This window comes from Halostella sp. PRR32, assembly GCF_034808085.1.
Classification (GTDB): Archaea; Halobacteriota; Halobacteria; order Halobacteriales; family Natronoarchaeaceae; genus Halostella; species Halostella pelagica.
In genome coordinates this window covers 795,185-809,211 of sequence record NZ_JAXHGL010000001.1, presented here as the reverse complement: position 1 = coordinate 809,211, position 14,027 = coordinate 795,185, and the positions used below count along the sequence as shown (strand labels likewise).

Sequence of the window (14,027 nt, the reverse complement as noted above, 5' to 3'; positions counted from 1 at the left end):
CGAAACCCGTACTGCGATCCGAAGAACGCTATCTGCCAAGTACGTGTGAGTGTTTCGCTGTCGATTCCGCTCGTGATGAAAACCGCTCGGGGGGTGGAACTACGTAGTGGCCGAACCTGTGTCCGGACGTGACCGACCCGAACTTCGATCACGACTCGCACATGCGCAAGGCCTTCACACTCGCCCGCGAGGCCGCCGACCGCGGTGACCGGCCGTTCGGTAGCGTACTCGTCCGCGACGATACGGTCATCATGGCCGACTCGAACCGCGTAGTTACCGAGAACGACATCCGTCGTCATCCCGAACTCCACCTCGCGTATCGGGCCTGTCGAGAGTTCGACCCGGACGACCGCGCCGAGACCGTCATGTACACGAGCACGGAGCCGTGCCCGATGTGCGCCGGCGGAATGGCCAAAGCCGGATTCGGACGGGTCGTCTACAGCGTCGGCAGCGACGAGATCGCGGAGTTCACCGGCAACGAGCCGTCGGTCCGATCGGCAGAGATCCTCGACGGGATCAGTGAGGTTGTCGGTCCCGTGCTGAACGATACGGGACGCCAGATTCACCGCGATTTCGACTGGTAATCAAGCGACGACGAACCGACTCCTACGGAGGTGACCCCGAACTGGAACGACCGCTACATCTGAACTCCGTACCGGCGCACTCGCCTCTACGGGGCCGCGTAGATTCCCGACCACAGCCACCTCACATGATCGAGAACGCGGCCGCCGTCGTGAGCACCAGCGCGACGAACAGGCTCCCGACCATCAGCGCGGTGAGCGACCGCGGTTCGTGGACGAGATGCTGGTAATATCCGGCGACGAGAACCGCCTTCACTGCCGACAGCGCGAGGATCGCCACCAGCCCGGTCCAGTAGTCGAACCCCGCGAACTCGACGAGTACCTGGACCGTCGCGAACACGAACAGGACCACGTAGATTATCGTGTACAGTGTGATTTTTCTCATGGTGTCACCTACAGGATGTAGAACAGCGGAAACAGGAACAGCCAGACGATGTCCACGAAGTGCCAGTACAGCCCGAAGTACTCCACCTTCCTGCTCCCCTCCTCGCCGAGGTACGCCCCCTTCAGCGCTTGCGCTATCATGAACAGGGCGATGAGCAGACCGATAATGACGTGTGCAGCGTGCAGGCCCGTCGTCAGGAAGAACGTCGACGCCTCGACGCTGCTGCCGACGGTGGTCCCCTCGTGGAACAGCTCCTGCCACTCGATGCCCTTGTTGTAGAGGAACCCGACGCCGAACGCCACCGTGACTCCCAGGCTGGCGACGAGGCCGCGCGTGCTCTCTCGCTCGGCCGCGACCAGCGCGAGCACGACCGTGAAACTGCTCGTCAAGAGCAGATACGTGTTTATTAGTCCCGGGATCGGATCGTGCGGGACGACGTGCCACGCCGTCCACCCGTAGGCGACCCGTATGAACACGTACGACCCGATGAGTGAGCCGAACAGCACCACGTCGGACGCCAGGAAGATCCACATCCCGAGCTTCCCGTTCTCGACCCCCTCGAACGGCCACCGCTCCGCGACCGCCATCTCGGGGACGTGAAACGACTCCCGGCCGAGGCCAACGAACGAGAACGCGCCCATCACCAGACCGACGCCCGTGAGCGCGGGATACATCGCCGTGTCCATCCGGATCCCCGAGAGGCCGAGGAACGTCACGTACGCCGAGAGCCCGATAGCGAGCGGCCAGTAGCTCGCGTGGTCGGGATGTTCCTCCTCGGCTTCCGCATCCGGGAGCGCGGTATCGGCCGTCTCGTCGCGGGCGATCTCGGGACGAGCCGCCTCGGCCGTTACGGTCCCGCCGTCTGACTGCGGGCGGTCGGATTCGGTTGCCGGGTCCGCCGCGGCGTCGAGGGCGTCGTCCCCCGGCGCGGTGCCGCCGTCAGCCACTTCGCCCCCGCGACCGGGCGTCAGGAACCGGAGGCGGCCGTCACCGTACGAGGGGAGGCCGGGGAAGTTCTCGAACGGCGGCGGCGAGGAGACGGACCACTCCGCCGACGACGCGTACTCCCAGGGGTTCCCGTCGACCTCTTCGCCGGCGAAGAGGCTCTTGTAGAGGTTGTAAAACATCACGAGAAAGCCCGCCGCGAGGACGAATCCACCGATCGATGCGAGCTGGTGCCACGCGACGAAGCTCTGGTGGTACTCGAACACGCGCCGGGGCGTCTCCCAGGCGACGAACATCGGGAAGTACAGCAGGTTGAATCCGACGAAGTACAGCACGAAGTGGACCTTCCCGAGGAACTCGTCGTACATCTTCCCCGTTATCTTCGGATACCAGTAGTAGAGGCCGCCGAACAGCGCCGTCGCCCCACCGACCATCACGTAATGAAAGTGCGCAACGACCCAGTAGGTGCCGCGGAACTCGTAGTCAAGCACGACCGCGCCGAGGAACACGCCGGTGATGCCGCCGATGATAAACAGCACGAGCGCGCCGAACGAGAAGAGAAACGGCGTCGTGTACCGGATCTTCCCTTTCACCATCGTGTAGATCAGCGCGAACACCATCAGGTCGAACGGCAGGGAGATGCCGATGGTCGTCGCCATGAACAGCGTCTTTATCTCCAGGCTGATCGCGGTGAGAAACATGTGGTGCATCCAGACGAAGAAGCTCTGGATCGCCACGAGCACCATCGCGGCGATGAACCACTTCCGGCCGACGATCCGCCGGCCGCAGAACGTCTGGAAACACTCGGCCATGATCCCCAGCGCGGGGAAGAAGACGATGTACACCTCCGGATGGCCGAAAAACCAGAACAGGTGCGCCCAGAGGAGAGATCCCCCCTCGGTCGCCTGGAAGTACACCGTGCCGACGATGCGGTCCGAGGCGAGAATGAGCAACGCCGCCAGAAGCGCCGCGAAGGCGAACAGCATCATCCACACCGTCAGCAGGATCGTCCAGCTAAACAGCGGCAGCTTCAGCGTCGTCAGGCCCTCGGCTCGCTGGCGGTGCATAGTCGTGAGGAAGTTCACGGACGACACCGTCACCGACGCGACGAACAGCATCAGCGCGAGGACGGCGGTCGTCCCACCGACCGTCGGCGTGTACGCCGGCATGTTCAGCGGGGCGTACATCGTCCATCCGCCAGAAAACGTCCCGCCGAGGAAAAAGGAGGTACCGAACAGAAGCCCCGAGAAGAGATACAGCCAGTACGAGAGCGCGTTCAGACGGGGAAACGAGAGGTCCTCGGCCCCTATCTGGAGCGGAACGACGTAGTTCGCGAACCCGAACGCGAACGGGGAGATGAAAAAGAAGATCATGATGAGCCCGTGGGCGCTGACCGTCTCGTTGTACGCGCCCGGCGCGATGACAGTCTGGGTCGCTGTCCACAGTTCCACTCGCATCAGGAGCGCGAGGACGCCGCCGAACACGAGGAAAAAGAGCGAGGTCACGATGTAGAGGATGCCGACGTCCTTGTGGTTCGTCGTTACCAGCCACCGTTTTACCGCTGTCTGTGGGGGCAGTCCGTCGTGGCCGTTCTCGGCGTGAGCGTCTTCGGTCATGGTTCGATGGGGGTCGGTTCAATCGCGTGGTGGGGGGTCGTAACGGAGGTACCGCCCGCCAGCCGTCCCTCCGTATCGGTACCTGTCTCGTTCGACTCGTCGTCAGCTTGCGTCTCGTTCTCGGCCGCGCTCCGGTTGTCGTACCAGTCGTGGAACTCGGACTGCCTGACCACGACCACGTCCGCGGTCATGTACGAGTGACCGCTCCCGCAGAGCTCGTAACACCGGGCTTCGAACTGTCCCGTCTCGTTGGCGACGAACCACGTCTTCGTCGTCTGCCCGGGGATAGCGTCGGTTTTGACGCGTTGCTCTGGGACGCCGAACGTGTGGAACACGTCGTCAGATGTGACCGTCAGGCGTATCGGCCGGTCCTGCGGGACGACCAGCGTGGAGTTCGTGTGTCCGTTCGGATACGTGAACTGCCAGCCGAACTGGTAGCCCGTGACCTCGATTTCGAGCGCTTCGTCCGTCTCCGCTTCCGTCGGTCCCTCCTCGTAGTAGCCGAGCACCCCGTACGTCCAGCCGATAAGCGAGACGACGATGATCGCACTGAAGAAAAACGAGACGAACAGCTTCTTTCCGCCGCCGCTGCCGGACGGGAGTTCGCCCAGTTCCGGCCGGGAGACGTCGCCGCTATCGGCCGTCCCGTTTCCGTCTCGGTACTTGTAGGCGTTGTACGTCATGTACGCGACGACGACGACGCCGACGGCCGTCCCGATGACCAGAAACACCAGGAATATCTCTCGAAAGATATCGAACGTCGTCCGGATGTCGTCAGCGCCGCCCGAATGCAAGACGTGTTCGACGATAACGTTTACCAACCCCTTACCGAAGGGCGGATCTATACCCATCGTTCGGGACATTCTTTATTTCTATTGAACACGCTGTCACTTATCCGTTACGGGGATGTCGCCGTCGTCGCCGAACACGTTCGGAGAGCGGGCCGAATCTGTCGGAAATAGCGGGAGATGTGTTTCTCGGCCACCTGCGCTGGAATTATCTACCCAGTCGGGAGACCTGATCGCTTCACAGGGAGGTCCTGTCTCGACTGCGTTGACCGCTCTTGGGACTGCTGTAAGTTATTTCGGCATCGGCCGCACGCCCTCGCGCGGTCGTAGCGGTAACACAGCAGACCCGCTCAGACAGCGATCACAGCGCCGGGACCGTCTCGGAGGATGACCTAGCCGAGCGAGTAATCCCTCGGCATTCGGTCCCCGGGGGCGCTCCTGCGACGTAGGTCGACCTACCCCTGACCCTCAGACGCGAACCGACGACACAGGATATCGCCGGCGGTAACAGGGGTTTCTTACCTGGTATGTCGATCAGTGGGAATCGAACTTCGCGGGCACCGGAAGTTGCGTTTCCGGAGCGTCGAGAAGGTGACCGTCTGTTACGTCTACGGTTCCGTCACGCGACGCTCTAACTTGGCCACGCGTTAGACCGTCCTGAAGATGTGCGTATCCGGGCCGATCGCTTGTCTCGGCTCCGTCCGGGTCGAGGTCGAATTCCCCTTGTCTCCGAAAATCCCGATAATACCGAGTTAAACGCCCGATTATGCCGCTAACCACTTTATTACTAAGTCCCTGTGTGCGCAGTTACAACTGTTGTTGTCATGTGGCTCGCGTGTAGGGGCGCGGGCCTGCCGCTAACTGGTGAGCGACGCGTCGACTGCCTCTGCAGTTTCGTTGGCTGCGCTGAATAAAAGATACCGCACAGAAACCCGTAGAACGGGAAGTTGGCAGTCAGTTACGGGACCGAGCTTTCGCCGATCGTGTTACTGGAGTCACCGGACGACCCCTCCCAGATAACCAGAACGTCGTCGCCGCTATTGATACCTCCAGCGTTCACTTCATTAATGTCCATGGAGGATCCAGCCGACCAACTAGAAACAGTCGTGGTGCTGTCAGGATTAATATCGGCAGTACTCCCAGTAGATGACCCACCCACTGAGAAGGTCAGCGTACTATTATCAATGTCGTCTCCACCATCGTGGCCAATGGTAATGGTGTCGTCGTCATTGGTACCCGTACCGTCACCATAGCCACCGTTTGTACCTTCGTCGTAGTCGAAGCTCCAACTCGCCTGGGGTGCCGATTCCTGATTTCCACCGAGGTCGAGGACGAATGCCCCGATCACGGCCGCCAGGATCACCGTAATGGCGACCATGAGAATCACGCCGATAACCGGCGAAACCGCATCGTCGTCTGTGAATAATGCTTTGAGTTTCATTGTGTTATGGTATGTGTTGCGCACTCCACGAAGGCGACTACGTTCCGGTGATCTGTGCCACCGACCACGTACTAGGAAGCGGCGTCCCACTCCTCTGTCGCCGTTTTCATGTAAGCGCGTCAAGAAACCGAAAACACCAATTACTATTAAATCATTCTTTCCGTTAATTATCAGCCGTGATAACAATGACTACTTGCGGCGATTCAACCGCCGATTGAACATCTGTGTCCACTAACACACAGGTAATTTAGCGCTGCTCATATCAATTATAAACCATACCTGAGAAACCCATCTCGTATCACCCAAAGTCTTCAGGGAAACGAATGATCTCGATACGGATATCGGCCCGGACGCTTGTAGATCGGTACACGACGCTTCGAAGTCAAGTGATCCTTTGCTACTCGTTGGTTTTTGGATGTCGGCATGAGGACGCCAATCAGGAAGGTTCGGCCGCGGTCGGGGATCCCCGCTCTCTCGATAGTGATAACTGATGTTGATCGCTCCCGATACAGCGCATGAGCACTTTGTGCTACAGAACCAATAAAAAACCGCACAGAACCCCGTAGAACGGGAAGTTGGCAGTCAGTTACGGGACCGAGCCTTCGCCGATCGTGTTACTGGAGTCACCAGACGACCCCTCCCAGATAATCAGAACCTCATCCCCGGAGTTGATCTGTGAGTTTGTATTTTCTTGAATGTCCATGCTAGTCCCAGCACTCCAGTCAGAAGGACCACCATTGGGATTGAGCTCACTCGAATCGGCCGTATTTGTCCCACCAACGGAGAAGCTTAGTGTGCTATTGTCGATGTCGTCTCCTCCATCGTGACTGATCGTCACGGTGTCGTCCAGACTACTGTCGTAGGCACCGTCACCACCTGCATCGTAATCGAATGACCAGCTAGCCTGCGGAGCCGATTCCTGACTGCCACCGAGATCGAGAACGAACGCCCCGATCACGGCAGCCAGAATCACCGTAATGGCGACCATGAGAATCACGCCGATCACCGGCGAAACCGCGTCGTCGTCTGTGAATAATTCTTTTAAATCCATTGTGTTGTGGTTTGTTATTGCGCATTACAGACAGTGTACGGAACGGTTATATGTCGGTCCATTAGACCGACAGTAACGCACGCGATGGATGATCCGATCCCGTGCCGTCCCGCTTTTGCTGTGGTAATGCGTACACCGATGGAATACCTCGGATAGTTAAATAAGTTATCGTTACTTTACTATGATCAAGATACTCAGGATGACGTATATATCCTTCAATGTGTAATTGTGACCCGGATAGCAGCCCTTGAACGGCCCGAGATATGGGGTAAAACGAAGATGCAGTCATCGCCAGGCCAGTTGGTCCCGGCGAATTTGTTGAAGTAGTATCCGAATGCGATAGACACGCACCCTGTATCTACCACCACACTTGTTTTTGACTGCCTAAGCCACCTCTAACCACGGATCCTTATCGACGCGCGACGGTCAGGAGTTACATCCAAAGGGAGATCCACGGGGATAGTACGATCTGAGAAGTGTACAGCGCGAGAACTTGCAGTCACCATAGAATTATCAACTCGTACGTCGTCTGAGACCATAGGGGAACGAGGGAACTATCTTTTCGCTGGATCCGGGTCGAGTAGGATCGTCGATACCGTCGTCAGCGTAGTGTCGGTCAGTCGCACGACTCCCGGCCCGGTCAGCCCCCGCACCTCGTCGCTTTACACGTTGTTCCGCAGGAATATTTTGACGAGCAGCGAGGGCCGTGTTAGAGAATATTACTACGGATATGTCCTGGTAATTTGGACCGATAAGCCATATGCTCTCCAGATGTGAAAAGAAATGAAATCCTTATGGGACCGCCGTGATTCGAACACGGGTCCAACGGACCCCATCCGCAGAGGATACCACTACCCCACGGTCCCGTACCCGATTCGAAGAGCGTACGACAATTAAGCGCTTCGTTTCATCCGCGCCATCGGAGGACGGTCGCGGCCCAGGTGTACCCCGTGCCTGCGCCGACGAAACAGACGATGTCGCCCGGATCGACGCGTCCGGCGGCCACCCCCTCGTCGAGTGCGAGCACCTGATCGACGCTCTGGACGTGGCCGTACTCGCTCAGGTAGTAGCCGTCAGAGTTCGGGTTCAGGCCGAGTTCCTCGAAGAACCGGTCGTGAAACGAGCGTTTCATGTGGGTGAGTGCGACGAACCCGATGTCGTCGCGGGCGAGCCCCGACCGCTTCAGCGCCTCGACAGTCACGTCGACGAAGTTCGGGAGCGAGACGGGTGCGAGACGCTCTTTCATCCCCTCGGGCTCGGTCACATCGAGCGAGTGCATGCCGGCGGCCACCGTCTCCCCGCTCGGAGGGTGCCGGGTACCGCCGGCGGGCATCACCACGTCTCGGGAGAACGATCCGTCCGTGATTGCCGCGCTCTCGTGGACCTGTGCCCGGGCGCGGTCGCCGGCACAGCGTTCGAGTACCATCGCGGACGCGCCGCTCCCGAAGTTGAACATGAACGACGCGTCTTCGTTCTCGTACTCGACGAGGTCCTCCTCGCGGTTGGCGGCGACGAGCAGGGCCGTGTCGATGTCGCCCGTGATCAACTGCGAGCGGACCTGTCGGATGGCGATCGGAGCGCCGGCACAGAGCGTGTAGCTCTCCGTCGCGTACGCGTCGTCTGCACCGACCCGGTCGGCGATATCCGCGGCGGCGCTCCAGACGACGTAGTCTTTGAATTCGCTCCCGTGATACAGCACGAGGTCGACGTCGGCGGGGTCCAGTGCCGCGTCCGCGAGTGCGTCCTCGGCGGCGGCGACGCACATGTCCGAGGGATGGTCGTCATCGGGCGGGCAGACGCGCTTTTCCCGGACGCCCATCTTCTCGACGACGACCGACTCGGGAATGCCGCTCCGGTCCGCGATCTCGGCACCGGTGAGGCGGTCGTCCGGAAGGTAGCGGCCGTAGCCGGTCAACGCGACCGTCACTCGTTTCGCCCCCGGAAGCGCGAACGCACTCGCTCGGGAAGTCGGTCAGCGACGTGGCCGCCGAGGCGGTCGCGAAGCGTCCCGAGGATCCCGCGGGGGACGTACAACACGAACAGGATGAACACGATGCCGAGATAGAGGTCGGCCCGCCCGTCGACGAGGACGTTGATCACATCGGCCACGGTGACTCCCCCAGCGCCCGCCGACAGGGTCGACTCTGAGAGAACGTCGCGGAGATATCGGGCGATTCCGTGGGGTTCCGTGGACAGGACACCCTCGACCGAGGCGTTGAACAGATACCCGAACAGCGGCCCGGCGAGCGTCCCGAACCCACCGACGATGGCGGCCAGTAGCGCCTCAGCGGTGAAAAAGAGGTCGAACGTGTTCCCCGGTGCGACGGTCCGGCGGTAGCCGGCAAACAGCGCGCCGGCGACCCCGGCGAAGAAGCCGCTGATCGCGAACGCGGCGAGTTTGAACCGGAACACGTCGTAGCCGACCGCCCGGGCGCGCTCTTCGTTCTCCCGAATCGCGATCATCACTCGCCCGAACGGGGAGTGGATAATCCGCTGCATGAGGAGATAACAGACCAACACGACAGCGCCTATCGCGTAGTAGGAGACCTCCGCCGTCCCGAACTCGACGCCGATGCCGAACACGTCGCCGAACTCGTCGCCGACCAGGCGGCCGATGCCGACCTGAAGCGCGTCGATGCCGGGAACGCCGACCGCGAACGCGTCGCCGGCGGCACCGATCGATGCGCCGTCTCTCGGATTGCTCCCCACGTGGTCCCAGTTCCTGATGAACACGTGAGCTACCTCCGCGAAGCCGAGCGTGATCATCGCGAAGTAGACGCCGGAGAGACGAAAGGAGACGGCACCGACTGCGAGCGCCAGCGCGACCGCGACGAGACCAGCGACGAGTATCAGCAGCATGAACGGCGTGTCCGGCCCGAGCAGCGGCACCTTGTCTGTCGCCGTCAGGACGACCAGATACGCGCCGCTCCCGTAAAACAGCGCGTGGCCGAAGGAGAGATAGCCCGTGTAGCCGCTGATGAAGTCGAAACTCATCGCGAACAGACCGATGTACAGCACGGCGACCATCGCGTGAACTCGCGGCAGGAAGACCTCGAACTCGGACCCGAGCGGCGTCTGGCCCAGGACGGTGTACACTATCGGATACAGCGCGAAGGCCACCACGACCGCGGCGTGTACCGCGTGGTCGGCGAGTACTCGCCGCGCGTACGCTCCCCGCCGGTCTGTGACCGCGGGGGCGTCCGACGTTTCGGTCGGCTCGGACACGTCGGTCGAGTCCGCCGTGTCAGCCGGTTGGGTCGGATCGCTAATGGCCGCCCACCTCCGCGATGCCGTAGAATCCCTGCGGGCGAACGATCAACACGGCGACGAGCACCAGGAACGTGACCATCTCGGGGAGGCCGGCGAAGTCGACGTGGTTGATGAACAGCCAGGTCATGAGCGCGTCGGTCAGTCCGACGACTCCCGCGGCGACCACGGTGCCGCGGAACGATCCGAGCCCGCCGATGATGACGACGACGAACGCGACGAGCAGCGTCTCCACCGACAGCGGGACGCTCGCGCCGAAGCGCGGGTCCCACATCAGTACGACGCCGGCCAGCCCCGCCAGGCCGGATCCGAGGCCGAACACGACGGTGAACGTGCGCCGGACGTCGATACCCAGCGCGCGAGTCATCTCCGAGTCCTCGCTCCCCGAGCGGATGTACAGGCCGTACCGCGTCCGGGTGAGGAACGCCCAGATGGCGGCGACGACCAGCGCGCCGATCAACACCTCGAACAGGTAGAGCCCCCGCGTCGTGACGCCCGCGACGGTGTAACGAGACGAGAGAAAGCCCGGAGCCGTCCCCAGCGCGGCCTGCCAGTCGCTCCGCGGCTGGAGTCCGTACAGTTCGACGGCGATGCGCGCGAGTTCGTCGAGCACCAGCACCAGCCCGAACGTCAGCAGGATCTGAAACAGCGGCTCGCGGTCGTATATCGGGCGTATAAGCGTCATCTCGACCGCGCCGCCGAGCAGCGTCAGCGCGGCGAACGTCGCGGCGATAGCGACGAAAAACAGCAGTAATTGGACCGGTTCACTGGTGCTACCCGAGACGAGTGCGACCATCACTGCGCCGCCGAGATACGCGCCGAGCATCGTCAGCGACCCGTGCGCGAAGTTCAACACGCCCATCAGGCCGAAGATGAGCGAGAGGCCGCTCGCGATGAGCACGTACAGCGCCGACTTCGACAGCGCGTCGAGTAGTATCCGGACCAGCGTCGTCGGTTCCAGCAGGTCGACGAGAACGTCGACGACGGAGAGCACGGCGGCGTCGGTCATGCCGAGAGATACCTCCGGATGGTTTCGTCGTCACGCGAGGCGGTGTTTGAGTCGCCCGTTTCCACCACCTTCCCCTGGTCGAGCAGGTAGAACCGGTCGGTGAGATCCATCGCCATCGGGAAGTTCTGCTCGACGAGTAGCAACGTCACGTCCTCGGCCAGCGTCCCCAGGGCGTCGACGACCTCCTCGACGATGAGCGGTGCGAGACCCTCGCTTGGTTCGTCGACGAGCAACAGGTCGTTGTCGCCGACCAGCACGCGGGCGATGGCGACCATCTGTTGCTGGCCGCCGCTCAGGTCGCCGGCTTCCCTGTCGACGTGGTCGCGCAGCGCCGGGAACGCGTCGAGCGCTTCCTGAACTCGTTTGGACATGTCGGATCCGGGCGGCGTCGCGACCCGGAGGTTCTCCTCCACGGAGAGGTGCTTGAACATCCGACGCTCCTCGGGCACCCACCCGACGCCGCGTCGCGCGATCTCGTGAGTGGGTTCGCCGGTGACGTCCTCGCCGTCGATCCGAACCGTCCCCTCGCGGGGCGGCGTCAGCCCCAAAATCGACCGGAGCGTCGTCGTCTTCCCGACGCCGTTCCGACCCACGAGAGCGACGTTCTCGCCGGTTTCGACGGAGAGGTCCACGCCGCGAAGGACGTGGCTCTCGCCGTAGTAGCTGTGGACGCCGTCGAGTTCGAGCGCGGGGGGATCGCCGCTCACGCGGGTTCACCCCCTGTACCCGTGTCGTTCCCGCCCGCGTTCGACCCGTCCCCGTCGGCCTCGTACCCACCGAGATACGCCCGCTGTACGTCCGGGTTCTCGCGGACCGCGACCGGGTCGTCGTCCGCGATGAGTTCGCCCCGGTGGAGGACGGCCACGCGGTCGCTGACGTCCATCACCACGTCCATGTTGTGCTCGACGAGCAGGACCGAGTGGTCCTCGGCGACGTTCCGTATCAGTTCGACCAGTTGGTCGATGGCGTCGCTTGAGACGCCCGCTGTCGGTTCGTCGAGCAGGAGAACGTCAGGGTCGCCGGCGAGCGCGACGGCCACTTCGAGATGTCGCTTCTGTCCGTGAGACAGCGTCGATGCGACCGTGTCCGTTTCGTCGCCGAGTCCGACCCGGTCCAGTATCTCGCCGGCCTCCCGTTCGTACTCGCCGAACGCGGACACGTTGCGCCATAGCTTCCAGGCGTCGTTGCCGCCGTGTGCCTGCGCGGCGACGCGAACGTTCTCCAGCGCCGTCGCCGTCGGAAAGACGTTCGTGATCTGGTACGAGCGGTGGATCCCGCGTAGCGCCGTCTCGTGGGGGCCGTCGTCGGTCACGTCGACCCAGTCGTTCTCGCGGTATTCGACGCGGCCGGCCGTCGGGGCGAGCGTGCCCGTGAGCAGGTTGAAAAACGTCGTCTTCCCGGCACCGTTCGGACCGATGAGCGAACAGAGTTCGTTCTGCCCGAGTTCGAAATCGACCCCGTCGACCGCTGTGAGACCGCCGAACCGCTTGGTCAGTCCTGTCGTCCGGATCATCACAGGTCGCAGTTCATCCCGCTTGCGTTCTGTGGAATAGTCGCGTCGTCCGCCGAGATCTCGGTGACGGGAGGACTGGGCATTACCGGTGCGTCCCAGTTGCCCGCCCACTCGTCCGTCGTCGGTACCGGGTTCGAGATGGTCATCGCGGACCTGGCCTGGTTGTTGTACTCCTGATACGTGTACCCGCCCTGTCCTTTCGGCGTGTCTTCGACAGTCATTCCGGTGAGCGCGTCGACGACGTCGTCGGCGTCGGTCGACCCGTTCTCCTCGACGGCCTGGACGATCGACGAGGCCGCGGTGAACGTCCCGGAGGTGAAAAGGTCCGGAACGATATCGTACGCTCCGGTGTACATGTCGACGAAGTCGCTGTTGATGTCGTTGTCGTACTGGTTCCAGTGGTAGCGTGTCGTGAACGGGCCGAGTTCCGCGTCTCGAAGGTCCTCGGCGGTGAAGTCCTCGCCGAACACGCGCTGGGCAACGCCGCCGAGCGCCTGGTTCGAGATGAGCGTCGCGAAGCCGCCGAACATGCGCAGCCCGTAATCGCCGGAAAGGCCAGTGCTGAGGAACTGCGGAAGCGTCTGTACCGTGAACCCGCCGATGACGGCGTCTGCGCCGGCCTCGACGGCGTTTTCGTAGAACCCCTCGAACTCGGAGTAGCCCTGGGGAACGAACTCCTCGCCGACTATCTCGATGCCCTCGCCCTCCAGAACGGTCCGGTAGTTCTGAGCGACCGCACGTCCGAAGCTGTAGTCGGCGGCCATGATGAACACGCGTTCGACGTCGGTTTCGTTCGCGACGTACCGGCCGCCGCTCCGGGCGTCCATCGCGGTGTTCTCGCTCGCCCGGAACACGCGCTCGTGGCAGTACTGGCTGTCGGACGTGATGTCGGCGGCGGCCGCCGGGCCGGCGACGAAGGGCGTGTCCGTGTTACTCACCACCGTCTCGATAACCCGTCTGGCCGACCCTGACGAGGCCGTTCCGAACAGGATGTCTACGTCGCGGTTTTCGACGAAGTCAGTGGCGACTGACTGTGCCTGGTCGGCGTCGAACTCCGAGTCCTCGATCAGGAGTTCGTAGTCGTACTGGTCGCCCTCGATAGTCTCCTCGGTGGGAGAATCGACCGACAGCGGGTCCTGGTCGTGTTTGTACGCCAACCCCGAGAGGAACCCCCACAGGCTCTGCTGACCGTAGTAATCGACTGAAGTCGTAAGCGGTTGCATGATGCCGATGCGAAGCGATCCGCCGTCGCCGCCGCCGTCCTCCGAGAGACATCCTGCGGCGCTGGCGAGACCTATCGCACCTGCGCTTTTGAGTAACGACCGTCGAGTCGTGTGTGTCATCGTGTACCAATCCACGCACTAAACCCGCAAAGTCACCGGTGTTGATATACAAACCCGGCCGATCCGGCAACGGCTCTCCGCGGTCAGA

The 14,027-nt window shown here is 62.2% G+C and carries 12 protein-coding genes and 1 tRNA gene; 1 reads left to right on the top strand and 12 read right to left on the bottom strand.

The window, feature by feature from the left end:
- Positions 1 to 128: 128 nt before the first annotated feature.
- Positions 129 to 584 carry a nucleoside deaminase gene (locus tag SM753_RS04280; RefSeq protein ID WP_323190665.1) on the top strand — a complete coding sequence of 152 codons (456 nt, stop codon included), beginning with the start codon at positions 129 to 131 and terminating at the stop codon, positions 582 to 584.
- Between the two features lie 121 nt (positions 585 to 705).
- Here SM753_RS04280 and SM753_RS04275 read toward each other — a convergent pair whose 3' ends face one another.
- The 12 genes from SM753_RS04275 to SM753_RS04220 form a co-directional block, all read right to left on the bottom strand.
- A complete protein-coding gene (locus SM753_RS04275) occupies positions 706 to 966 on the bottom strand; it encodes a cytochrome C oxidase subunit IV family protein (protein ID WP_323190664.1) in 261 nt (86 codons plus the stop codon).
- 8 nt (positions 967 to 974) lie between these two features.
- Positions 975 to 3,527, bottom strand: a complete 2,553-nt coding sequence (locus tag SM753_RS04270) for a cbb3-type cytochrome c oxidase subunit I (protein ID WP_323190663.1) — start codon at positions 3,525 to 3,527, stop codon at positions 975 to 977.
- Positions 3,524 to 4,378, bottom strand: coding sequence for a cytochrome c oxidase subunit II (gene coxB / locus SM753_RS04265; RefSeq protein ID WP_323190662.1), 855 nt, complete (start codon positions 4,376 to 4,378; stop codon positions 3,524 to 3,526). The genes SM753_RS04270 and coxB overlap by 4 nt, the downstream gene beginning before the upstream one ends.
- Before the next feature lie 895 nt (positions 4,379 to 5,273).
- The gene (locus SM753_RS04260) at positions 5,274 to 5,756 is read right to left on the bottom strand and encodes a type IV pilin N-terminal domain-containing protein (RefSeq protein ID WP_323190661.1); all 483 of its coding nucleotides are present in this window, start codon (positions 5,754 to 5,756) and stop codon (positions 5,274 to 5,276) included.
- Positions 5,757 to 6,342: 586 nt separating this feature from the next.
- Positions 6,343 to 6,807, bottom strand: a complete 465-nt coding sequence (locus SM753_RS04255; protein ID WP_323190660.1) for a type IV pilin N-terminal domain-containing protein — start codon at positions 6,805 to 6,807, stop codon at positions 6,343 to 6,345.
- A 795-nt stretch (positions 6,808 to 7,602) separates the two neighbouring features.
- A tRNA-Pro gene (locus SM753_RS04250) sits at positions 7,603 to 7,673 on the bottom strand.
- Between the two features lie 41 nt (positions 7,674 to 7,714).
- A complete protein-coding gene (locus SM753_RS04245) occupies positions 7,715 to 8,734 on the bottom strand; it encodes a 3-oxoacyl-ACP synthase (RefSeq protein ID WP_323190659.1) in 1,020 nt (339 codons plus the stop codon).
- Positions 8,731 to 10,032, bottom strand: a complete 1,302-nt coding sequence (locus SM753_RS04240) for a branched-chain amino acid ABC transporter permease (protein ID WP_369335314.1) — start codon at positions 10,030 to 10,032, stop codon at positions 8,731 to 8,733. The genes SM753_RS04245 and SM753_RS04240 overlap by 4 nt, the downstream gene beginning before the upstream one ends.
- Positions 10,033 to 10,072: 40 nt before the next feature.
- Positions 10,073 to 11,083 (bottom strand): branched-chain amino acid ABC transporter permease, encoded by a 1,011-nt coding sequence (locus SM753_RS04235; protein WP_323190658.1) that lies wholly within the window; start codon positions 11,081 to 11,083, stop codon positions 10,073 to 10,075.
- Positions 11,080 to 11,790 carry an ABC transporter ATP-binding protein gene (locus SM753_RS04230; RefSeq protein ID WP_323190657.1) on the bottom strand — a complete coding sequence of 237 codons (711 nt, stop codon included), beginning with the start codon at positions 11,788 to 11,790 and terminating at the stop codon, positions 11,080 to 11,082. The genes SM753_RS04235 and SM753_RS04230 overlap by 4 nt, the downstream gene beginning before the upstream one ends.
- Positions 11,787 to 12,596 (bottom strand): ABC transporter ATP-binding protein, encoded by an 810-nt coding sequence (locus SM753_RS04225; RefSeq protein WP_323190656.1) that lies wholly within the window; start codon positions 12,594 to 12,596, stop codon positions 11,787 to 11,789. Before SM753_RS04225 ends, SM753_RS04230 begins: the two co-directional genes overlap by 4 nt.
- Positions 12,596 to 13,939 carry an ABC transporter substrate-binding protein gene (locus SM753_RS04220; protein WP_323190655.1) on the bottom strand — a complete coding sequence of 448 codons (1,344 nt, stop codon included), beginning with the start codon at positions 13,937 to 13,939 and terminating at the stop codon, positions 12,596 to 12,598. The genes SM753_RS04225 and SM753_RS04220 overlap by 1 nt, the downstream gene beginning before the upstream one ends.
- Between the last annotated feature and the right edge of the window lie 88 nt (positions 13,940 to 14,027).

What these genes read in the sequence shown, in the direction of transcription:
- SM753_RS04275 (WP_323190664.1), bottom strand. Translation starts at nt 966, where the DNA reads ATGAGAAAAATCACACTGTACACGATAATCTACGTGGTCCTGTTCGTG.
- SM753_RS04270 (WP_323190663.1), bottom strand. Translation starts at nt 3,527, where the DNA reads ATGACCGAAGACGCTCACGCCGAGAACGGCCACGACGGACTGCCCCCA.
- coxB (WP_323190662.1), bottom strand. Translation starts at nt 4,378, where the DNA reads ATGGGTATAGATCCGCCCTTCGGTAAGGGGTTGGTAAACGTTATCGTC.
- SM753_RS04260 (WP_323190661.1), bottom strand. Translation starts at nt 5,756, where the DNA reads ATGAAACTCAAAGCATTATTCACAGACGACGATGCGGTTTCGCCGGTT.
- SM753_RS04255 (WP_323190660.1), bottom strand. Translation starts at nt 6,807, where the DNA reads ATGGATTTAAAAGAATTATTCACAGACGACGACGCGGTTTCGCCGGTG.
- SM753_RS04235 (WP_323190658.1), bottom strand. Translation starts at nt 11,083, where the DNA reads ATGACCGACGCCGCCGTGCTCTCCGTCGTCGACGTTCTCGTCGACCTG.
- SM753_RS04225 (WP_323190656.1), bottom strand. Translation starts at nt 12,596, where the DNA reads ATGATCCGGACGACAGGACTGACCAAGCGGTTCGGCGGTCTCACAGCG.
- SM753_RS04220 (WP_323190655.1), bottom strand. Translation starts at nt 13,939, where the DNA reads ATGACACACACGACTCGACGGTCGTTACTCAAAAGCGCAGGTGCGATA.